Source organism: Acinetobacter sp. CIP 102637 (assembly GCF_000368425.1).
GTDB classification, from domain to species: Bacteria; Pseudomonadota; Gammaproteobacteria; order Pseudomonadales; family Moraxellaceae; genus Acinetobacter; species Acinetobacter parvus.
Genome location: NZ_KB849435.1, coordinates 547,596 through 568,554 on the forward strand (window position 1 = coordinate 547,596; position 20,959 = coordinate 568,554).

Consider the following 20,959-nt stretch of genomic DNA (forward strand, 5'->3'; position numbering starts at 1 on the left):
CGTATTTTAGGCAAAAAAGACCGATAGAAACAATTCCTTTTATTGATATTTATTATTCGTATCAATGAAATGGACTTATTTATATGACTTTTGTTGATAATAAGTCTCAACAACAGGGTTAATCGACTTATTTATGCTTTTTCTTTAGCCCACCATCACCATCTTGTTTATTCACCGTTGCCCAGGCTATACGTTCAGCATCTTAGCGCCCTTGATCCAGTTCGTTTTCCTCAATATGCTTCGCCTATCTTTTCTGTTTTGCTGTGTAGGCAGATTTATCTCCACGTGACATTTTGATGGATTAGCTCTCAACTGTTTGAGCTGTCTTAGATAATGCCTTTAATTGATAAAGCTGTTCAAGTGCCTGGCGTGGGGTTAATTCATCGACATCAATGTTTTGTAACAACTCCAGTGCAGGTGAATGGGCTTGCACTTCAATGATGCGCTCAACAAAGTGAGTTTCGATTTTATGGTCAATTGCACTGAATAAATCAGTCTGTACAGTATTTTGCAAATGCTGGTGCTGTTGTTTTTCCAGAATCTTTAAACGTTTTTGTGCTTCTTTAATCACATTGGCTGGAATACCCGCCAGTTTTGCCACCTGCAAACCATGACTCTGACTCGCTGGGCCATGCTGAACCTTATGCAGCAAGATTAGATTGCCGTTTAATTCCTGCGCCGTAACATGATAGTTATCAATACCTGCTTCACCACCCAGTTCAGTTAATTCAAAATAATGTGTTGCAAACAGGCACAGGCATTTCACACGTTTGGTCAAGTCAAGCACACATGCCCAAGCTAAAGAGAGACCATCATAAGTACTCGTACCACGACCCACTTCATCCATCAGCACTAAAGATTGACTGGTTGCATGATGTAAAATTTGTGAGGTTTCAGTCATTTCCACCATAAAAGTAGATTTGCCTGTAGAAAGGTCATCGGCTGAACCAATACGGGTAAAGATACGGTCAATCGAACCTAATTTTGCTGATTTGGCAGGAACAAAACTGCCGCAGTAGGCAAGTAGACTAATCAGTGCTGTTTGACGCATGAACGTTGATTTACCACCCATGTTTGGCCCCGTGATAATGGCCATACGATGCTGGGAATCAAGGAATGTATCATTTGGTGTAAAGGGTGTCTTATTTAAGGCTTCAACCACAGGATGGCGACCACCCTGAATTTTGATACTGGTTTCTGGGGTAAATTCAGGTCGAGCCCAGTTATTGAGACGTGCCTGATGGGCAAAATTGGCGAGAACATCAATATGGGCAATTGCTGCACTCATCATTTGTAGATGGGCAATGTTTTGGCGCAACTCATCCAGCAATGATTCAAATAGGAGTTTTTCACGCGCCAATGCACGGGATTCGCTCGAAAGTACCCTGTCCTCAAAGCTCTTGAGCTCTGGAGTGATATAACGCTCGGCATTTTTTAAGGTTTGACGGCGAATATAATCGGCAGGTGCCTGCTCGGCCTGAACGCGTGTCAACTCAATATAATAACCACTGACACGGTTATAGCCGATTTTTAGGGTATTGATGCCTGTCCGTTGACGTTCCTTAATCTCAAGGTCAATCAGGAACTGCCCAGCATGATCACGAATTTTGCGTAACTCATCCAGCTCATCATCATAACCCTCAGCAATGACATTACCATCACGCAACAGCACAGGTGGGTTCTCAACAATCGCCGCCATTAAATGTTGGTGTAGGCTCTTAAAATCGCCAAGTTCCTGATCAAGTTGAGTCAATAATCTGGATTGCTGTGTTTTTAAAACAGGTGTTAAAGCGTGTCGTAAAAATGGAATTTGTGCACATGCTTGACGCAGTTGAACTAAATCGCGTGGACGTGCACTACCCAGAGCAACACGGCTCAGTACCCGTTCAATATCACCAATTTCTTTTAATACTAAACGTACAGGAGACTCATGAAACCCTTTTAATAATTGCTCTGAGGCATCTAATCGAGCATCTAATATAGCAGTATCACGAATCGGCTGCATCAGCGTTCGGCTTAGTAAACGACCACCCATTGCGGTTTGGCAGTCATTAATCAGTTGAAACAGTGATGTGCCATGATCAAACAAAGGCTCAATAATTTCCAGATTTCGGCGTGTAATTGGGTCAAGTGCAATAAAGTCGGTACTTTGCTCAATCTGAATGGAGCGAATATGCGGCAAGGCTGTTTTTTGGGTTTCTTTGGCATAATGGATTAATGCCGCCGCCGCTGCTTTTGCCAGTGGAATTGGGTCCAATCCAAAACCTGACAAGGTCGAAACTGCAAACTGGTCACATAAGGTCTTTTGTGCATTATTTAAGTTAAAATCAACGTTTGGACGTTTGGTAATTGGACATTCCAGATTTTTCTTAATCTGTTCAATAATGTTTTGATCAATCAGGTCTTCGTCAATCAGGATTTCACTTGGCATCAAACGGGCCAGTTCAATGGGAAGCTGTTCAGGCTTGTAGTCCTGTTGTTGAACTTTAAAAATACCCGCGCTCAAATCAAGTAATGCAAACCCAATTTGATTTTGTTGAATACATAAAGCAACGAGATTTGAAGACTGATAACTGCTAAGTAATGCATCATCAGTCAAAGTTCCTGGTGTTAGAATACGGACTACTTTACGTTCCATTGGTGCTTTACCGCGAGAGCCTGCACTCTCGCCCTCGCCAACCTGTTCACAAATGGCAACTGTACGGCCAGCTTTAACCAAACGGGCAAGATATCCCTCTGCGGCATGATAGGGTACGCCCGCCATTGGGATTGGTTCGCCGTTGGTTTTACCACGATGGGTGAGGGTAATACCTAAAAGTTTAGCTGCTTGATGGGCATCATCAAAAAATAATTCGTAAAAGTCCCCCATACGGTAGAACAATAGCGCATGTGGATAATCCATTTTGACTTTTAGGTATTGCTGCATCATCGGCGTATGGGATGAAAGATCAGCCATAACTGTGTCACTATTCATGCGAGTTAAATCCTTGAATATAAAAGTAAATTTCTAATTAGAAAATTTGGTTAACTAACCAATCTTAAGCACTTTTCTTATGTAAATTTGAGACAATCTATAAAGAAAGTGTAGGTTTTAGTGTACCTTGTTCTCGGTCAAAAATGAATGAACAGTGTGTGAGGAGATATAAATTCTCCCAATTTGCTATCTTAGCAAATTGGGGTAGATGAGGCTTTGTTGCACAAACCTATCTGTAAAGGCTTTTTCAGCGATATAATTTTCAAATGAAGAAGTCTACACACAAAATCTAGCGCACAACCAATTGGCCCGCATATAACCGAGCACTCATGAGTCGCGGAAATATTGCCATTTGGTTTGATCCTGCTATGCAATGGTATGCTCCATCAAAAGGTAAACAAGGGCGAAATCAAACCTACTCCGATGCAGCCATCCAATGCTGCTTAATGATTAAATCCTTATTCCGTAATATCGTCGCCAATGGCTTAAACTACATATTGGTATAGATGCCAAAACCCTGCAAATACGAGCAGTTCAGCCCACAACCAATAATGTCAGTGATTTACAGGTGCTTGGTGATTTATTTAATCAGATTCCACAAGATGAGCGGGTTGACTCTGTTTATAGCGATGGAGCTTATGACATCAAGCAATCTCGTGAGGTCATTGCAGATCGGCAAGCGCATGCGGTGATTCCACCTAGAAAAAATGCGAAACCATGGAAAGATACAAAGAGCATCTCGCTAGAACGAAATGAATTACTTCGAACAGTTAAACGTTTAGGCAGGACACTATGGAAAAAAGGAGTTTTGATAGCCAAGTGAATGAGATTCATGCACGTGTAGCAGTCCTCAACAGATTTACGGAATTAGGTCGACCACTTACCCAAGTTACGCCTTAAATTTGGCTCAATTAGGGGCGCTTTGCATTTCAAATCTTTGTGCAACAAAGCCATTTGAAGCTGCAATCTTTGACGCAATTTTGAGTTTAGTGAAGTTTGAATCAGACATTTTTTCTCAATACATGACGATCTCTAATCTTAACTTCAATTAAATGCTCAAATAAAAGAGTAATTATAAATGAGTCCTTGCGATTTAAGTTATTCATCGTCTTTGTGATGATCATTATCTAATAGCTTACAAGTAAAAATTATTGCTAATATGACTAGGCTAGAAGAAATACCAGCATATAAGTTGGCTAAAGTTCCACCAAAAACAACAATATCTTCTAAAAACAAGATGACTATAACTATAATAGATACATGTAATATAATAAGTTTTAGATCATGAAACTTATTAATTGATAGTGTCTTAAGAAAAGAACTATTGTCAAAAATAGCTTGTTGAATAAATAATTTATAAAAACCTGCTGAAATTAAATGAAATGTAATAGCAATTAACGAGACATCGAGGATTTTTAAAAATTTAACAACAACTATTTTTACTTCAAAATTAGTTGCATATATATTTTTTATAATAAAAATTATTGTATCAATTAGAAGATATATAGTTGATAAATATAAAAAAATAGAAGATATTATGCAATTTATAATAACTATAATAACTAAAAATCTACTCTTTTCAAAAAAATTTTGTAGCACTTGATAACATCCCTTAAAATGAGGCTTTGTTGCATAAATATGTAAGCATCTGATTTAAATAAATTTAATTTTGGATCAAAAAATAATCAAAACTTTTAAAATCATATAGTTATGAAATCTTTGTGCAACAAAGCCGTATCTTGAAATAGGCCTTTCTTGTAAGAAAGGCCATAATGCTTATTAACGGCGTTTGTTATACAGCGCCATCGCAGCTGGCAGGTTTTTACGCATATCACTAATACGCTGTGTATTCGATGGGTGTGTTGACAAGAATGAAGCACCGCCCGCACCATCTAAACGATTCATTTTTTCCCAGAGACTAATGGCTGCATTTGGGTTATAGCCCGCTTTTGCCATCAGCATTAAACCGCCATAATCGGCACGGCTTTCAAGATTGCGCGAATAAGGCAGACCAATACCAATTTGACTGCCCAAATTAATTGCGGCATTGCCTAGATCGCCGATATTGGTACCCGCATAAGACGTACCAATGCCAATCGCCAGGTTGGTCAGTGCCTGCGCACCAATCTTACTCTTTGCATGTTCTTCAAGTGCATGGGTCATTTCATGGCCCATGATTGCTGCAATTTCATCATTACTCAAATTTAGCTTGTTGACAATACCTGTGTAGAACACCACTTTACCGCCTGGTGCCACATAGGCATTGACGCTATCAGACTTTAATACCGCCAGTTGCCAGTCAAAACGTTGACCTGTTTGATTGAGTTGATCAGCATAAGGTTTCAGGCGCAGGAACACACTATTAATACGTTGATAGGTACTTGAACTGGTATCCAACTGGTTTTTGGCACGTGCTTCCTGAGTCATTTTTGCAAAACTTTGTGCAGATTGCGCATTCAGGGTTGCGCTGTCTGCACCCGCCATATCTGCAAATGAGGCACAGCCTGAAATGGTCATTACAGTGATCGCACAAAAGCTTAAAGCCAATTTTTTCATACTTATTTGCTCCAAATCAGTATTTTATGAATATCGTCATGATTAAGGAGGATTATAAAAAAATGTTTATAACGCTTTACATTCCGAATGGCTCTATAATCATTGTAATTATGTAATCACTATTTTGTCATATTGCATGAATTTTCACATAAATTGATAAAATTAAAGCCAGTGTTTTTGCACTGGCTTTGATAGTGAGACAGAAGCCTGATGAAATCAATCTTCGTCGTCAAACTCCTCTTCAGAAAAAGCATTTTCTTCTAAAGACGTATCAAAAATTAAAATGGCCTTACCCTCAGTCTGGATCATGCCCTGATCTTCAAGCGTTTTAAGCACACGGCCAACCATTTCACGTGAACAGCCCACGATACGGCCAATTTCCTGACGGGTAATACGAATCTGACGACCATTTGGTAAAATCATTGCCTCAGGTTGAGCAGATAAATCAATTAAGCAACGAGCAATACGACCAGACACATCAATGAACGCAAGGTCAGTCATTTTACGTGTGGTGTTCTTGAGACGGCGTACCAACTGGGCAAATACTGCATAGCTTAGGTCAGGGTATTGCTTGCTTAACTCATGGAAATTGTCGTAGGAAATTTCAGCAATCTCACATACATCTCGGGTACGTACTTCTGCGGTACGTTGAGGATTCTTTTCAAAAAGACCCATTTCACCAAAGAAGTCGCCTGGGTTGAGGTAGGCGACAACAATTTCACGCTCATCATCTTCACGTAATATAATTGACACTGAACCTTTTAAAATTAAATACAGTGATTTTGATTCAGTTCCAGCATCAATAATCGTGGTGCGTTTAGGGTATCTGTTAATATGAGCACGTTTTAGCAAAGCCTTTACTGACTCAGGCAGTTGGCCTGGAGATAAAGCATCAGTGCTAAGTTGTGAAAAATTTGAAGTCATGCTTAAAATTTCCGAATTTGGATGAAACCGATCGCACAGGCTTTGTTAAAGCCTTTTCTACACAGAAGAGATGAAATTCCTTATCAACTCATTTTATGTTAGTGTACAAGAACTAGGTAAATTTATAACGTTTTTTGGGTAGTTGCAATGCAAACAAGTGTACATTGGTTAGAGAATGTTGCTTTTGAAGCGAAATCGGAAAGTGGCCACAGTGTGGTGATGGATGGTTCCGCAGAATATGGAGGTGAAAACCGTGGTCCACGTCCTATGGAATTGATTTTAATGGGACTTGGTGGTTGTGCTTCGTTTGATATTGTGACCATTTTAAAGAAATCCCGTCAAGATGTCACAGATGTTGTATGTCACTTAAAAGCCGAAAGGGCAGATGCAATCCCAGCCGTGTTTACAAAAATCCATCTACACTTCATTGTGACAGGTAAAGCGGTAAAAGCCAAGCAGGTTGAAAAGGCAGTTGAACTGTCAGCGGAAAAATACTGTTCAGCAAGTAAAATGCTTTCGGATGGTGGGGTGGAAATTACCCATGACTTTGAAATTATTGAAGTGGATAATGCCTGATTGTTAAATATTTCTAAAAAGTGATCTATTGCCATAGATTACTTTTTTATAAGTTTATGTTTTTACTTTATGAACAATTGTGGATCTACCCGAGCATTGTTCAGGCTCATTTCCCAATGTAGGTGCGCGCCCGTCACACGCCTAGTTTTCCCGACCAGTCCAAATTGTTCACCCTGACGAATATGCTGTCCTTTTTCCACATAAAAGTACAATAAAGGTTCTGTGCAAATTGGAAAAGACCGAAAATTTATACAAAACATACTTGAAATATATTATTTATAGACCCATATTGTTACTGAGTGTTATCCATATTTTGTTTTATAAGATTTTGGAAAAACATATAAATTTTATTTGAAAATCTAAAAACTGTTCGCATCTTAGTGATAAGTTAAAAATTTGTTGTGAGGAATAACAAGAATGCGCTTTGAAAAATTTACAAACCGCCTACAGCAAGCACTCTCAGATGCACAGTCACTGGCAATAGGCAAGGACCATACCGCAATTGCAGGGATTCATATCCTTATGACATTGCTGGAAGAACCTGCTAACCAGAGTCTGTTGCAGCAAGCAGGGGCTGATTTACCCACCTTAATGCAAAAACTGAATCAGGCATTAAATGATGCTGCAACGATTAGTAATCCGACGGGTGACGTCAATTTAAATCCAGAAGCGGTACGCATTTTAAATTTAGCTGATAGTTATGCACAAAAAGCAGGGGATGAATTTTTATCCACTGATTGGGTGCTATTGGCATTGGCTGAACAGGGTGAAACCAAAAAAATTATTGAAAGCTCAGGTGCAACTGCACAGAAATTACGTGCAGTCATTGAAAAAATTAGAGGAACAGAAAAAGTGACCACCAATAACCATGAAGATCAACGTGACTCACTCAGTAAATATACCATTGATTTAACCGAGCGTGCCTTGGCAGGCAAGCTAGACCCTGTGATTGGGCGTGATGATGAAATCCGCCGTACCATTCAGGTGTTGTCACGCCGTACCAAAAATAACCCTGTGCTGATTGGTGAACCTGGGGTCGGTAAAACCGCGATTGTAGAGGGCTTGGCACAACGCATCGTCAATGGTGAGGTGCCTGAAAGCTTAAAGAATAAACGTGTGCTTTCACTGGACTTGGGTTCGTTGCTAGCGGGTGCAAAATATCGTGGTGAGTTTGAGGAACGCTTAAAAGCGGTGCTGAAAGACCTTGCCAAACATGAAGGCGAAATCATCTTGTTTATTGATGAGCTGCATACCCTTGTAGGCGCGGGTAAGGGCGATGGCGCAATGGACGCAGGTAACATGCTTAAACCTGCGTTGGCGCGTGGTGAACTACGCTGTGTTGGTGCTACCACTCTAGATGAATATCGCCAGTATATTGAGAAAGATGCAGCGCTTGAGCGTCGTTTCCAGAAAGTGTTGGTGGATGAGCCAAGTGTGGAAGATACCATTGCGATTTTGCGTGGTCTTAAAGAGAAATATGCAACCCATCACGGTGTACAAATTTTGGATTCCGCGATTATTGGGGCGGCGAAAATGTCACATCGTTACATCACTGACCGTCAGTTGCCAGATAAAGCGATTGACCTGATTGATGAGGCGGCTTCACGGATTAAAATGGAGATCGACTCTAAGCCAGAGGCACTGGATAAGCTTGATCGCCGTCTCATCCAGTTGAAAATGCAGTTGGAAGCGGTGAAAAAAGATGAAGATGCAGGCAGTAAGGCTGAAGTCAATCATCTTGAGCAGCAAATTGCTGAAAAGCAGAAAGAGTACAATGATCTGGAAGAAATCTGGAAAGCTGAAAAAACACTGGTTGAGGGTGATAAAAAAGCCCAGATCGAATTGGATCAAGCACGGGTTGCTTTGGAAAAAGCCAAACGTGAGGGTGATTTGGCGGAAGCAGCACGCCTACAATATGGTGTGATTCCAGAGTTACAAAAGCGTCTGGAACAGGCGGAAGTTGCTGAGGAAAATGAGGAACCTAAACTCATTCGTACCAAAGTGACCGAGAATGAGATTGCTGAGGTGGTCAGTGCGGCAACAGGTATTCCTGTAACGAAAATGTTGCAGGGCGAACGTGAAAAACTGCTCCAGATGGAAGAATTTCTGCATAAACGTGTGGTGGGTCAGGATGAGGCGGTGGTGGCGGTTTCCAATGCGGTACGCCGTTCACGCGCAGGTTTGTCTGACCCGAACCGCCCAAGTGGATCATTCCTGTTCCTTGGCCCGACAGGTGTGGGTAAAACCGAGTTGACCAAGGCATTGGCTAACTTCCTGTTTGACAGTGATGATGCCATGATTCGGATTGATATGTCTGAGTTTATGGAAAAGCACTCGGTGAGCCGTTTAGTTGGTGCGCCTCCAGGCTATGTGGGCTATGAAGAGGGTGGTGTTTTAACCGAAGCGGTACGCCGTAAACCATACAGCGTGGTGTTGTTTGACGAGGTGGAGAAAGCGCATCCAGATGTGTTCAATATCTTGCTACAGGTGTTGGATGATGGTCGCTTAACCGATTCACAAGGCCGCGTGGTGGACTTTAAAAACACGGTCATCGTGATGACCTCGAACTTGGGTTCACAAGATGTACGAGAACTGGGTGAGGGGGCCACTGATGATGAGATTCGGGCAGTGGTGATGAATGCGGTTAGCCAGCATTTCCGTCCAGAGTTTATCAACCGTATTGATGAGGTGGTGATTTTCCATCCACTGCAAAAAGACCAGATTCGTGCTATTGCGGATATTCAACTGGAACGTTTACGTTCCCGCCTCAATGAGCGTGATATAGGCTTGACTGTGGATGACACGGCATTTGATCTATTGATTGAGGCTGGCTTTGACCCTGTGTATGGTGCACGTCCGTTAAAACGTGCAATTCAGCAACAGGTGGAAAATACTCTGGCGCAGAAGATTTTATCTGGTGAGTTCCAGCCTGGAGATAACATCCTGATAAAAGCTGAGGATGGTCATTTGGTGTTTGAGAAACTCAAGTTGAGCTAGGCAAAAAATTTAACGGCCAATGTGTAAAAAGATGGTGATGCCAATCACCATCTTTTTTTATATGAGTGCAACTGGTCAGATTTTTTGGGGAAAAGTACCAATAACATTGCGGCTTGATGAAAAACTTGATAGTTTCAGAACAAATAAGAAAAAAATTCAGGATGAATTGCAATGGAAAATAAGCAACATCATTACACGGACCGCTGTGTAATTTTGTTTATGATCGCTTTATCTTCAATGGGGCATGCTGCACAACCATTGAATGAAGTAAATCTGGCACTACAAACAGGCGTGCTGAATAACGCATTGCCGAGCATCATTGTAAAAGCCCAGCAGGATGTATTAAAGCCAGAGGAAGAACGCTGGCGTGCACAACGTGTACTAAGCGATCAAAATCTCCGTGATGTACGGATTAAAATTCTATCAGAAAGCGTTTTATCACCTTATCAAGAGCAGAAAAGAAACACTGTTTCGGATGGGCGAGATAAAAAAGCTGCAACCATTAAACCTCATGCAGTCGCTCCAGATCGTTTGATGATTTATGAGTTTAATTCAGATAATGTACGCACTTATGAGTTTTCTGATACCTATAATACTGCTGGCAATCAGGTAGATATTGAGGGGCGTGTTACAGGTACCGTGACTTTAAATAAGAAATAATACAATTTATTCGAGAATTTATTTTTTCTGTACATGATATAATACTCAAAATTTTAAACTGATAAGTGAAGCCACCATTCGAGTTAAGACAAAATGGTGGCTTGTTTTCAGTTTCAAAGTTGTTGGTGTTTTATTTTCCAGGCACGATGAATTTTTTGATTACGTTTGAAATCTAGTCCAATGGTTTCAGAGGTAATTTCTTCAACATCGTATAGGGCTTCAAGTTCCTCATCCAGCTCGAAGCCTCTATAGTTATTTGAAAAATATAGTGTTCCCTCACTGTTTAGACGGTTCATTGCCCGTTTAAGCAGTGAAACATGGTCACGCTGTACATCAAATGTTCCATAGAATTTCTTTGAGTTTGAGAAAGTCGGTGGATCAATAAAGATCAGGTCATATTGCTCATGACCCTCTTTTAACCATTCAAAACAGTCACTGGCAAAAAACATATGCTGTTCATCTGCATGGTCTACAGTTAAGCCATTCAGTACAAAGTTTTCTTTAGACCAACTCAGATAGGTGTTGGATAAGTCAACACTGGTGGTACTGGCTGCGCCACCCAATGCGGCATGCAAGCTTGCAGTTGATGTATAGCTATACAGGTTCAGGAAATGCTTGCCACGCGCTTCCTTGGCGATTCGAAGACGAATCTGGCGATGGTCCAAAAATAGGCCTGTATCTAGGTAATCGGTTAAGTTGACTAAAATTTTGGCATCACCTTCCTGAACGATAAAGCGTTTAGAGGCGGTACTTTGTTTGGTGTATTGATTGGTACCTGTCTGTTTTGCACGGGTTTTAATAAATATGGCATCACGTTGTAAGCCAGTCACAGCACGGATTGCGGCAAGTGCAAGGTTAAAACGTTTTTTGGCTTTTTCAGGATCAATGGTTTTAGGTGGCGCATATTCCTGAACATGCAATCTATCCCCATATAAATCAACGGCAACGTTGAAGTCAGGCAAGTCGGCATCATACAGACGTAGACAGTAGATATTTTCCTTAACTGCCCATTTCTTTAAGGCCTGCATGTTTTTTTGCAAACGGTTGGTAAAGTCCTCAGCACCCTCGATTTTTTCAAACTGTTGTGGTTGCCATGTTGCCAAAAAGGGTTGGGTGACAGTTGCTGGCTTGATGGTGCCAAAACGTACGTAGATTGGTAATTTACCATTCATTAAACGTAAGGTTTGTGGATCATTAAATGCCAGTACATCTGCCTGTTCAACCTGTGAGGCAATAATTGCGGCACGCTGGTTTGGAAAATTCTTCTGTAATAAAGCCGATAAACCCAGATATAAAGAACGGTTTGATGCTTTATCTCCCAAACGTTCCCCATAAGGAGGATTGGTCACAATAAAGGCTTTCTTGCCCTCGGCATGAAAGTCATCCCAGTCCGCTAAGGTACGTTCTTCAATCTGGATTTGGTCAAGCAGTTTTTCAAAACCCGCAGCAATGATATTTTGGCGGGTGGCCTTGACTGCTTCCCAGTCTGCATCGTAAGCATAGAATTTAGGTAAAGCCTGTTCCAAAGCTTTTTCATGGCGTTCCGCTGCTTCAGCCTTAAGTGATAACCAGAGATCACGGTCATGCCCATGCCAGCCATTAAAACCAAAACGTCGAACTAGGCCTGGCGCACGATCTGTTAAAATCATGAGGGCTTCAATGATGAATGTGCCTGAACCGCACATTGGGTCAAGAATAATATCGGGTTGATATTGTGCTAATTGAGCTTTTTGTAGAATTGCCGCTGCCAGATTTTCTTTAATTGGCGCATCGGTCATAAAACGGCGATAGCCACGTTTATGCAGAGAATCACCAGATAAATCCAGACAGTAGGTGTGTTCAGTTTTACCTGCCAACACATAAAGTGTAATTTCAGGCTGCTTGATATCAATACTTGGACGTTTGCCTACTGCCTCCATAAAGGAATCCACCACACCATCTTTAACCCGTAAGGTGGCAAATTGGCTATTGACCTTAATTTCACGTTCAACATGCAGGCGCACTGCAAAGGTGCTTTGTGGAGCAAAAATTAAAGACCAGTCAAAACTGATTGCACCCTCATAGAGTTCTTCCGCCACATCACGGGCATCATGCGAATGTTCCAACTCATGTCTATGAATGGGCAAAACGACTCGTGAGGCAAGGCGTGACCACATACAGACCCGATACGCCTGTTCCAGTGTGCCCTTAAAAATTAAACGTCCCGCGAAACGTTGAATATCCTGAATGCCAAAGCTTTCCAGTTCTTGTTGTAATAAGGTTTCCAGTCCATCCGCACAGGTCACCCAATATTCTGTTAGACGTGGTTTAGCGTTCATTCAATGTTCCAAAGCGGTTTTAGCAATCGGCTATTTTAACTGATTTTTACCTGTTCTGTCGGCGCATATTTGTGTGATCGTCAGCTTTATCATCTATTAAGAGGTTTTTTTAAAGTGATCTGATGCTTGTTTATAATTTCTGCACGTGTGACAGAGTATTTTTTACTTTATTTTAATAATTGGTACAGATTTTGCATTTCTTTAGATAAATTATCGTTAAATACTTCTCCCAACGATGTGAGGACGTTATGAAAGAAAACATGAATAATGAGGTGATGGTCAATGCTGAGGCTTTTGCAACCGCAACCCAAATGTATGTCCGTTTAAGACGGGTATCCAGTCGCGTGATTGACGTGATGTACTTGGTGCATAACAAGGAATATGCACAACATATTGTGGATATTGCCCTGGCAACACAGGATGCCGAGCTGGCCCATTATGTTGAGCGCTTGCGTCCGTTAATTGACCTATATCCTGAGCCAGCTCTCGCCTTGGTTGAAACTAAGGTGGAAGCTGAGAAAGAACAGCCTGTTGAGGAAAATGACTACTATTCAATAGAAGTGACTGACGAAGAGATTTATCAGGCACAGGTTCATCATCACTATATTGGTGCGCTGCGCTAGCCGAATCTGTTGCAACTCTCTCATTTAATGCAACATAACGGTGAAAAGTTGTTCTGCGAAAATACAAGAATTGGGCTACACTATGCAGGTTTTGGTGATTCGACCCATAGGAATCCATTATGCATATTGCAGCCCTGCATCAACCGAGTCAGGTTCAACTGAATCAGCAAGGAAATTTAAAACACTTTTTAACCATTGAGGGCCTTTCAAGGGAAAGCCTGACCAAGATTTTAGATACAGCACAAAGCTTTTTAGATGACAATAATAACCTGATCAACCGTCCCTTATTAGAGGGTTTGACGGTAATGAATCTTTTCTTTGAAAACTCGACCCGTACCCGAACCACCTTTGAGGCAGCGGCGAAACGTTTATCTGCCAATGTCCTGAATATTGATATTGCACGCTCAAGTACCTCAAAAGGTGAAACGCTGCGGGATACACTCTGGAACCTGGAGGCGATGGCGGCCGATATTTTTGTGGTACGTCATTCATCTTCAGGTGCCGCACATTTTATTGCCAAAGATATCTGCCCTAAAGTTGCCATTATTAATGCGGGTGATGGTCGCCATGCACATCCGACCCAAGCAATGCTGGACATGCTGACCATTCGCCGTGAAACCAAGAAACCATTTGAACAACTCAGTGTGGCCATTATCGGTGATATTAAACATTCACGGGTGGCACGTTCAGACGTTGCGGCATTACAAACGCTGGGCTGTAAGGATATTCGTGTGATTGCGCCCAATACCTTGCTACCTGTGGGTTTTGATGAGTATGGTGATCATGTGCGTTTATTTAACCAGATGGATGCAGGCGTGACAGACTGTGATGTGATTATTGCCTTGCGTATCCAGAACGAGCGCATTGATTCACCTGCCTTAGCGTCACAGTCTGAATTTTATAAAATGTACGGACTTAACAAAGAACGTCTGGCTTTGGCAAAACCTGATTGTATCGTGATGCATCCAGGGCCGATGAACCGTGGTGTTGAAATTGATTCCAGTATTGCCGATGGTGACCAGTCCGTGATTCTCAAGCAGGTCACCAACGGGATTGCGGTTCGTATGGCTGTATTGGCACTTGCAATGCAAGGACAATTACAGGAACAGGGTTTAATTGATGCGATTGCACTGTAAGGGATAGCTCACATGAGTATTGTAAAAATTGAAAATGTCCGTGTGCTCGATCCAATTCAAAAAACTGATCTGGTTAAAACAGTTTTTATTGAAAACGGAAAATTGGTTGAAGCCGCTGAACAGGTGGATGAAAGCATTGATGGGCAGGGTAAATGGTTGATGCCAACCATGGTGGACTTGTGTGCGCGTTTGCGTGAACCAGGTCAGCAGCAGCATGGTACTTTAAAGTCGGAAGGCAAGGCAGCCCGTGCCAATGGGATTCTGCATGTGATTACCCCACCAGACTCAAAACCAATTGTGCAGGACAATGGTGCCTTGATTCATGGGCTCATTGAGAAAGCCAAACTGGATGGCGGTATCTATTTGCAGATCATCGGCGCACAGACCCAGGGTTTAAATGGAAAACAGCCAGCCAATATGGCGGGTTTAAAAAAAGGTGGTTGTACAGCCGTTTCCAATGCCAATGCAGCCTTTGAAAATGATGACGTGGTGATTCGTACCCTTGAGTATGCCGCTGGTTTGGGGCTGACGGTGGTGTTCTATGCGGAAGAACCGCAAATTGCCAAAGATGGTTGTGCGCATGAGGGCTTTATTGCCTCACGTCAGGGCCTGCCAATGATCCCTGCGATTGCAGAAACTGTGGCGATTGCCAAGTATCTACTGATGATTGAAGCGACAGGTGTTAGGGCTCATTTTGGCCTGTTGTCCTGTGGTGCGTCTGTGGAGTTGATCCGAGCTGCCAAGGCCAAAGGATTGCGTGTGACTGCCGATGTCGCCATGCATCAGTTACATTTAACTGAACAACTTACTGATGGGTTTAACTCACTTGCGCATGTGCGTCCACCGCTGCGCTCCGAACAGGACAAGGCATTATTGCGTCAGGGTATGAAAGAGGGCGTGATTGATGCGATCTGTACCCATCATGAACCATTAAGCAGTTCTGCGAAAATGGCACCTTTTGCCGAAACACAGTCTGGAATCACCGCTTTTGATACTTATGTGGCACTGGGTGTGCAACTGGTAAACGAGGGTGTATTTGAGCCACTGGAATGGGTGGAAAAAGTCACTTCGATTCCTGCACAGGTGGCGAATATGTCACAGCGCTGGCAACAGGAGGCAGGTTGGGTGCTGGTTGATCCATCATTGCAATGGGTAGTTTCCAAAGCCTCAATTCTTTCCCAAGGGAAAAACACCCCATTGATTGGACAGCAATTGACAGGTAAGGTGATTGGTGTATTTGCCTGATAATTATCATAAAAGGCAGAATAAGTTGACTACACCTTATTCTGCTTTGTAAAATGTGATGTAAGTGTTGTATTGAAAGTTTATAGAACAAATTAAAAATAAGAAAAATTCATTAAAGTAATAACAAATAGCTAAGGCTCGGCTAATACGATAAAGCGTTTGAATGGAAATTGGAGTAAAATATATGTCTATAAATCCAATCGAGTTACTTAAACAGAAAGTTTCATCGGTCATCGTCAATGACCAAACTTGCCTGATCAATGAAAAAAATGCCATCTTATCAAGATTCTACCCAATTCTCTTAAGTCGTTTTTTAGCAAATCCAGAACTGATTGATCAACTTAAGGAAAAGCTAAGGCCTTGTCTATCTGATTTACTGGAAAATAATAATCAGGTGATCAATTCATTGCTTATACATCTTGCCGCTGGAAAACTTTCAGTTACAGAAGTAGAGACCACCTTAAATCGAGCAATTCCTAAAAGCTTGGCTGTGCTTTCAGCTGAGGTTGGCCATGAGGCCATCTATATTATTCATTATCTTAAGGAGCATAGTGTGTCGATTCAGGCACTGTTGCCTGTTTGGAGTGCCGAGGTGCTTTTACCTTTAAATCAGCTTGAATTAAACGAGCCTGAACAGCCAGAAGAACCCTTGCCAGAAATGCCACCTGAGCCTCATAGGCATCATCGAATTTTCCCATTTTTTGCCCTGTTTGTTGCCAGTTTTTCACTCATTTGGTTATACCAGTTAGGTAAATAAATTGTTGAATGGTGTTTGAGTAAGTATATGTTTTAGAATTAAAATCTCATAATAAGAAAACGATTGATAAGATATTTTAATTGTATTTTTTATCACTTATTTGTAAATTGTGATGTGAGTCTTGTATTTAAATTATGTAAAAATGATCAAAAACAATATAAATGCTTAGAATGAAAAACATCAGTTTGTATGTAATAGAACAATTTCCCCAAGCAATCTGAACATTATAAATTTAATTTTTTGGAGTAAATAGCAATGTCAATAAATCCAATCGAACTGTTAAAGCAAAAAGTCACCCCTGTATTCCTGAATGACCAAGATGGTTTGACCAGCCCAAAAAATGCACTTTTATCCAGGTTCTATCCAATTTTTCTTTCCATTTTGATGGCAAAACCTGAACTGATCCAGAAACTAAAAGACTCCATCTCACCCTCATTAGTCGTTTTATTTGGTCAGGATGAGCAGTTTAAAGATACATTTTTGTCCAAGCTTACGGATGGGCAGCTTTCCAATATAGAGGCTGAGCAGACATTGACACAGGCGATTCCTAAAAGCATGGCCGCTTTGGCCAGCAAGGCTGGCAATGATACACAGAGTATCCTGCATTATTTGCAGCGCCATGCTGATTCAATCCGTTCACTGTTGCCAGTCTGGGCCGTGGGGTTGCTTGCACCTTTAGGGCTTATCTCCAGTACTTCTGCCACAACATCAAATTTGGCAAATCCTCCTGTGAATGGTTCAGACAAATCACGGGTTTGGTTGCCGATTGTGGCCCTCATTATTCTGGCTTTATTGGTTGCGTGGCTATGGAAATCCTGCCAACAGCAACAGGTGGCTGTGCCTATAGACAATCGTTCTGATTCTTCAGCATCTGAAGTGGCTGCAAATGTAACTCCTGCAACATTCTCATTGCGTACCGATAACAAGGGCGGTGTTTCTCACTGCCATGCAGGAATTGGAGATCAAGGATTGTTTGCAGCCATGCAGGCAAAAGTTAAAGAGGTTTTCTCTTCGGCTCAAGATTGTACACTTGATACTGCTAAAAACTATGCAGCGTCATTTACCGATCAGGCTGGGCTTGCTGGTGTGCTGGGTTTGCTGAAAGGTATACCCAATGTATCTCTGGATTGGGTTGGGGATAAACTGACATTAAAGGGTGGCGATTCCGCCAAACTCAATGAATTGGCTGGGCAGATAAAAGCTGTTCTACCCAATACCGAAGTTGTGGTGGAAACTGAGGATAATACCGCTCAAGCCGTAACGAATAGCCTGAACGCGGCTCAGGACGCTTTGGCAAATATTGATAGCAATCAGGTTGATATCAACGCAGTCATTAAAGCCTTAAATCTACAGATTATTAACTTCGCAACAGCTTCGTATCAAATTCCAGAGGAAAATAAAGCCATTCTGGATAAGGCCGCCACATTAATGAAAAATGTCAAGGATGCAAAATTAACAGTGGCAGGTTATACCGATTCAACTGGTAATGCTACTAGCAACAAGGCTTTATCGCTGAAACGTGCTCAGGCTGTGGTGGATTATTTAGTGAGTCAGGGTGTGGATGCTGCGCAACTTAGCGCCGTAGGTCATGGTGCTGATCATCCAGTGGCAGATAATGCAACAGAAGAAGGACGTTTTAAAAACCGCCGTATTGAATTTTCAGTAAGCCCTTAACCAGTTATTTAAGCAATGTTTGAAAGGAGTTATGGCGACATAACTCCTTTTGTTTTGACCATTTGCTTTAGCTATTTAATTATAAATAGGACTGTTTAAAGCAAAATAAAGAAAAAACTCGAAAATAGGCTTTTAAATTGGGTAGAATACGCCAGAAAAAAACAAGACAAGAGGGTGATTCAAAATGAACAAGTTTTTTATATTTACAACTTTGACAACGACAATGTTATTGGTGGGTTGTAATAAATTAAAGCCAACTGAGAAAGCCGAAGACACCGCAACGGCTGTTTCCGAGTGGAGTTGTACCAATCAGGAAAATCTCAACCATATTCAGGCGGCGTTGAAAAAAGAATATTTAAAACAGATTGACCGTAGTTTAAGACAAAGTGACTACCAGTCTGACTATGACATTCTGGATAAAATCAACAAGGGACTCAAGTTTGAAATTACCAATGTGCGTACTTTAGAGGCTGAGAGTGGGGAAGCATCAACAACCAAATTAAACTGCGAAAGCCAGTTGGTGATTTCTTTCCCGAAAGGCTTACAGAAACGTGCAGAAAATGCCTATCTTGAAGAACAAAAATATCAGGGTGATGGGGAGTGTGAAGAGAGTTGTAAGCCATATACCCTGAATGATCATTTTTCTGATAACGAATATCCGCTCAGTCTTGAAGATGACCAATTAAAAGGCGAGTTCTTGTATGACCTCACCAAAACGGATAAAGATGGTTTGGTCTTTAATATCCCAAGTCAGAACTCTGTGATTGAGGGTGTGGTGTTTATGGCCACAAGGGCGGTGCAGTATGTTGCTTATTTAAAGGAAAATCAGCGGATTGAAAAAGAAGGGGCAGCATATCAACAAGAGTATCATGCCAATGAGTCTGCTCAAACTGACTTGGCACAAAAAGCTATGGATGTGCGTAAAAAAGAGTTAGATGCTGAAAAAGCCAAACAGGTTGAGCGTTTAAATCAAGCCTGGGATCAATTTACGCCTGAGCAAAAAGCACAGTTGCAGCAAGACCAGTCCGACTGGTTTGAAAAACGGGATGTGGACTGTAAAGTCTTATCGCAAAAGAGTGTCCATGATATTGCTGAAAAAGATATGGAAACCTATCAAAAGCAGGCACGGTACTGGAATGATGCAATGCGTCAGCAGAATCAGGATATGCAATATACGCAATGTTTCATCAAGCGTACGGTTGAGCGTGTGGTTTACTTGAATAATGTGTTTAATTAACAGGTCTTTTTTAACTTTTAAACGGGTTGATTGAGATTTCTGCATAAAATCGAGCTATCCATAGCTCGATTTTATTTCTTGTATTTCATTTTGCTATGCTTGAGCAAATTTCCTGATAGAGAACTGCTATGAAAATCACCATGATTGGTTCTGGGCGTGTGGCAACCCATTTGGCGTTGGCATTACAGAACCAACATCAGATTGTACAGGTCTTTAGCCCTAAGCTGGCCCATGCGCAAAAGTTGGCGCAGCAGCTTGATGCACAGGCAATCGACAGTCCCTGCCAGCTTGATCCACAGGTTGATCTAGTAATTGTTGCAGTAAGTGATCAGGCCATTTCCCAAGTCATTTATTCAATTACTGGATATTTACCACAAAATTTGATCGTTCATACCTCTGGTAGTACCAGCCTAGCAGTCATTGAGCACACACATTCGCGGGCAGGTGTATTTTATCCACTGCAAACCTTTAGCTTTGAGCGTGAAGTGAACTGGCTGGAAACGCCATTGTTTGTGGAAGCAACTGAGCAGCAAGACTTGGAAGCTTTAACACAATTGGCAAATAGCCTAAGTAACCAAGTTTATCAATACAGTTCCAAGCAGCGTCAGACCCTGCATCTGGCGGCAGTGTTTGCATGTAATTTCAGTAATTATTGTTATGACATGGCCCAGCAGATTGTTGAGGCTGAACAAGTTGATTTTAGCCTGCTTTATCCCCTGATTCTGGAAACTGCGGACAAGGCCACAAAGCATGACCCCAAAACCATGCAAACTGGGCCTGCCATGCGGGGCGACCAGAATATTCTACAAATGCATGGTCAGTTGCTGGGTGGGGCAGATCGTAAAGATTTACAGAACATCTATGTATTGCTGAGTGAGGGGATTTTTAAACGTCACCAAATCAATGGATGAGTTGAGCTTTATGAATAAGTCTGTCATCTAGGCTGAGGCGTTTGGATATTCCAGAATGCATTAATGCAATCGAACATATTCAGCATAGTAAATGTTGCCTTTTCATGTTCAATCTAAAGCGAATTTTAGATAAAAATAGCTCAGATGAGGACGGTCGCATGGACAATTCAGAGCAAAAAAAGCATAAACAAGAGAGTAATGGCTACGCTCAGCAGTGTTGTATGCAATATTGCATTATTGGCAACGATTTCTGCACCCACCAGTATGGCAATTGAGATGGCAAAAAAGGTCAATCTCACTTTGGCAAGTTTCTGCCGTGGCGATGGTTTTGTTTTATATACTGAATAAATCTTAAACATTTGTTGTTGAGC

15 protein-coding genes and 4 pseudogenes are annotated in these 20,959 nt (G+C 41.6%); 12 read left to right on the forward strand and 7 right to left on the reverse strand.

Annotated features, from left to right (window positions below):
- Positions 1 to 127: 127 nt before the first annotated feature.
- Together F967_RS14720 and mutS are read right to left on the reverse strand one after the other, a co-directional pair.
- Positions 128 to 292, reverse strand: a pseudogene (locus tag F967_RS14720) (hypothetical protein).
- A 9-nt stretch (positions 293 to 301) separates the two neighbouring features.
- The gene (mutS, locus tag F967_RS05610) at positions 302 to 2,974 is read right to left on the reverse strand and encodes a DNA mismatch repair protein MutS (RefSeq protein ID WP_004798737.1); all 2,673 of its coding nucleotides are present in this window, start codon (positions 2,972 to 2,974) and stop codon (positions 302 to 304) included.
- Positions 2,975 to 3,240: 266 nt separating this feature from the next.
- Between mutS and F967_RS05615 the strand changes: the two are divergent.
- A pseudogene (locus tag F967_RS05615) lies at positions 3,241 to 3,874 on the forward strand (transposase).
- Between the two features lie 198 nt (positions 3,875 to 4,072).
- Here F967_RS05615 and F967_RS05620 read toward each other — a convergent pair.
- The 3 genes from F967_RS05620 to crp form a co-directional block, all read right to left on the reverse strand.
- Complete coding sequence (locus F967_RS05620; RefSeq protein WP_004798746.1) at positions 4,073 to 4,573, reverse strand: YqhA family protein; 501 nt, start codon at positions 4,571 to 4,573, stop codon at positions 4,073 to 4,075.
- A gap of 180 nt (positions 4,574 to 4,753) precedes the next feature.
- Positions 4,754 to 5,530: a M48 family metallopeptidase gene (locus F967_RS05625; RefSeq protein WP_004798747.1), complete on the reverse strand. Its 777-nt coding sequence runs from the start codon at positions 5,528 to 5,530 to the stop codon at positions 4,754 to 4,756.
- A gap of 216 nt (positions 5,531 to 5,746) precedes the next feature.
- Positions 5,747 to 6,454: a cAMP-activated global transcriptional regulator CRP gene (crp, locus tag F967_RS05630; RefSeq protein WP_004681047.1), complete on the reverse strand. Its 708-nt coding sequence runs from the start codon at positions 6,452 to 6,454 to the stop codon at positions 5,747 to 5,749.
- Between the two features lie 147 nt (positions 6,455 to 6,601).
- Between crp and F967_RS05635 the strand changes: the two genes are divergently transcribed.
- Positions 6,602 to 7,030: an OsmC family protein gene (locus tag F967_RS05635; protein ID WP_004681045.1), complete on the forward strand. Its 429-nt coding sequence runs from the start codon at positions 6,602 to 6,604 to the stop codon at positions 7,028 to 7,030.
- Positions 7,031 to 7,092: 62 nt separating this feature from the next.
- Here F967_RS05635 and F967_RS13645 read toward each other — a convergent pair.
- A pseudogene (locus F967_RS13645) lies at positions 7,093 to 7,230 on the reverse strand (M23 family metallopeptidase); the annotation flags it as partial.
- A 217-nt stretch (positions 7,231 to 7,447) separates the two neighbouring features.
- Between F967_RS13645 and clpB the strand changes: the two are divergent.
- Both clpB and F967_RS05645 read left to right on the forward strand, forming a co-directional pair.
- Positions 7,448 to 10,027: an ATP-dependent chaperone ClpB gene (gene clpB / locus F967_RS05640; RefSeq protein WP_004681043.1), complete on the forward strand. Its 2,580-nt coding sequence runs from the start codon at positions 7,448 to 7,450 to the stop codon at positions 10,025 to 10,027.
- Between the two features lie 171 nt (positions 10,028 to 10,198).
- Positions 10,199 to 10,687: a hypothetical protein gene (locus F967_RS05645; protein WP_004798749.1), complete on the forward strand. Its 489-nt coding sequence runs from the start codon at positions 10,199 to 10,201 to the stop codon at positions 10,685 to 10,687.
- Between the two features lie 113 nt (positions 10,688 to 10,800).
- Here the strand turns inward: F967_RS05645 and rlmKL are convergent, their stop codons facing one another.
- Positions 10,801 to 13,005: a bifunctional 23S rRNA (guanine(2069)-N(7))-methyltransferase RlmK/23S rRNA (guanine(2445)-N(2))-methyltransferase RlmL gene (gene rlmKL, locus F967_RS05650; RefSeq protein ID WP_004798751.1), complete on the reverse strand. Its 2,205-nt coding sequence runs from the start codon at positions 13,003 to 13,005 to the stop codon at positions 10,801 to 10,803.
- 248 nt (positions 13,006 to 13,253) lie between these two features.
- On the opposite strand from rlmKL, the gene F967_RS05655 reads away from it, so the two are divergent.
- The 8 genes and pseudogenes from F967_RS05655 to F967_RS13650 all read left to right on the forward strand — a co-directional run.
- Entirely contained in the window at positions 13,254 to 13,628 is a 375-nt protein-coding gene (locus tag F967_RS05655) for a hypothetical protein (RefSeq protein WP_004798752.1), read from the forward strand.
- Between the two features lie 119 nt (positions 13,629 to 13,747).
- A complete protein-coding gene (locus F967_RS05660; protein ID WP_004759718.1) occupies positions 13,748 to 14,764 on the forward strand; it encodes an aspartate carbamoyltransferase catalytic subunit in 1,017 nt (338 codons plus the stop codon).
- A gap of 12 nt (positions 14,765 to 14,776) precedes the next feature.
- Positions 14,777 to 16,009, forward strand: a complete 1,233-nt coding sequence (locus tag F967_RS05665) for a dihydroorotase (protein WP_004798754.1) — start codon at positions 14,777 to 14,779, stop codon at positions 16,007 to 16,009.
- A 184-nt stretch (positions 16,010 to 16,193) separates the two neighbouring features.
- The gene (locus F967_RS05670; protein WP_004759721.1) at positions 16,194 to 16,766 is read left to right on the forward strand and encodes a hypothetical protein; all 573 of its coding nucleotides are present in this window, start codon (positions 16,194 to 16,196) and stop codon (positions 16,764 to 16,766) included.
- A gap of 255 nt (positions 16,767 to 17,021) precedes the next feature.
- The gene (locus F967_RS05675; protein WP_004798756.1) at positions 17,022 to 18,440 is read left to right on the forward strand and encodes an OmpA family protein; all 1,419 of its coding nucleotides are present in this window, start codon (positions 17,022 to 17,024) and stop codon (positions 18,438 to 18,440) included.
- A gap of 184 nt (positions 18,441 to 18,624) precedes the next feature.
- Positions 18,625 to 19,677, forward strand: a complete 1,053-nt coding sequence (locus tag F967_RS05680; RefSeq protein ID WP_004798759.1) for a hypothetical protein — start codon at positions 18,625 to 18,627, stop codon at positions 19,675 to 19,677.
- Between the two features lie 128 nt (positions 19,678 to 19,805).
- A complete protein-coding gene (locus tag F967_RS05685) occupies positions 19,806 to 20,588 on the forward strand; it encodes a Rossmann-like and DUF2520 domain-containing protein (protein WP_004798761.1) in 783 nt (260 codons plus the stop codon).
- Positions 20,589 to 20,813: 225 nt separating this feature from the next.
- A pseudogene (locus F967_RS13650) lies at positions 20,814 to 20,936 on the forward strand (formate dehydrogenase accessory sulfurtransferase FdhD); the annotation flags it as partial.
- Positions 20,937 to 20,959 lie beyond the last annotated feature (23 nt).

What these genes read in the sequence shown, in the direction of transcription:
- mutS (WP_004798737.1), bottom strand. Translation starts at nt 2,974, where the DNA reads ATGAATAGTGACACAGTTATGGCTGATCTTTCATCCCATACGCCGATG.
- F967_RS05625 (WP_004798747.1), bottom strand. Translation starts at nt 5,530, where the DNA reads ATGAAAAAATTGGCTTTAAGCTTTTGTGCGATCACTGTAATGACCATT.
- crp (WP_004681047.1), bottom strand. Translation starts at nt 6,454, where the DNA reads ATGACTTCAAATTTTTCACAACTTAGCACTGATGCTTTATCTCCAGGC.
- F967_RS05635 (WP_004681045.1), top strand. Translation starts at nt 6,602, where the DNA reads ATGCAAACAAGTGTACATTGGTTAGAGAATGTTGCTTTTGAAGCGAAA.
- clpB (WP_004681043.1), top strand. Translation starts at nt 7,448, where the DNA reads ATGCGCTTTGAAAAATTTACAAACCGCCTACAGCAAGCACTCTCAGAT.
- F967_RS05645 (WP_004798749.1), top strand. Translation starts at nt 10,199, where the DNA reads ATGGAAAATAAGCAACATCATTACACGGACCGCTGTGTAATTTTGTTT.
- rlmKL (WP_004798751.1), bottom strand. Translation starts at nt 13,005, where the DNA reads ATGAACGCTAAACCACGTCTAACAGAATATTGGGTGACCTGTGCGGAT.
- F967_RS05655 (WP_004798752.1), top strand. Translation starts at nt 13,254, where the DNA reads ATGAAAGAAAACATGAATAATGAGGTGATGGTCAATGCTGAGGCTTTT.
- F967_RS05660 (WP_004759718.1), top strand. Translation starts at nt 13,748, where the DNA reads ATGCATATTGCAGCCCTGCATCAACCGAGTCAGGTTCAACTGAATCAG.
- F967_RS05665 (WP_004798754.1), top strand. Translation starts at nt 14,777, where the DNA reads ATGAGTATTGTAAAAATTGAAAATGTCCGTGTGCTCGATCCAATTCAA.
- F967_RS05670 (WP_004759721.1), top strand. Translation starts at nt 16,194, where the DNA reads ATGTCTATAAATCCAATCGAGTTACTTAAACAGAAAGTTTCATCGGTC.
- F967_RS05675 (WP_004798756.1), top strand. Translation starts at nt 17,022, where the DNA reads ATGTCAATAAATCCAATCGAACTGTTAAAGCAAAAAGTCACCCCTGTA.
- F967_RS05680 (WP_004798759.1), top strand. Translation starts at nt 18,625, where the DNA reads ATGAACAAGTTTTTTATATTTACAACTTTGACAACGACAATGTTATTG.
- F967_RS05685 (WP_004798761.1), top strand. Translation starts at nt 19,806, where the DNA reads ATGAAAATCACCATGATTGGTTCTGGGCGTGTGGCAACCCATTTGGCG.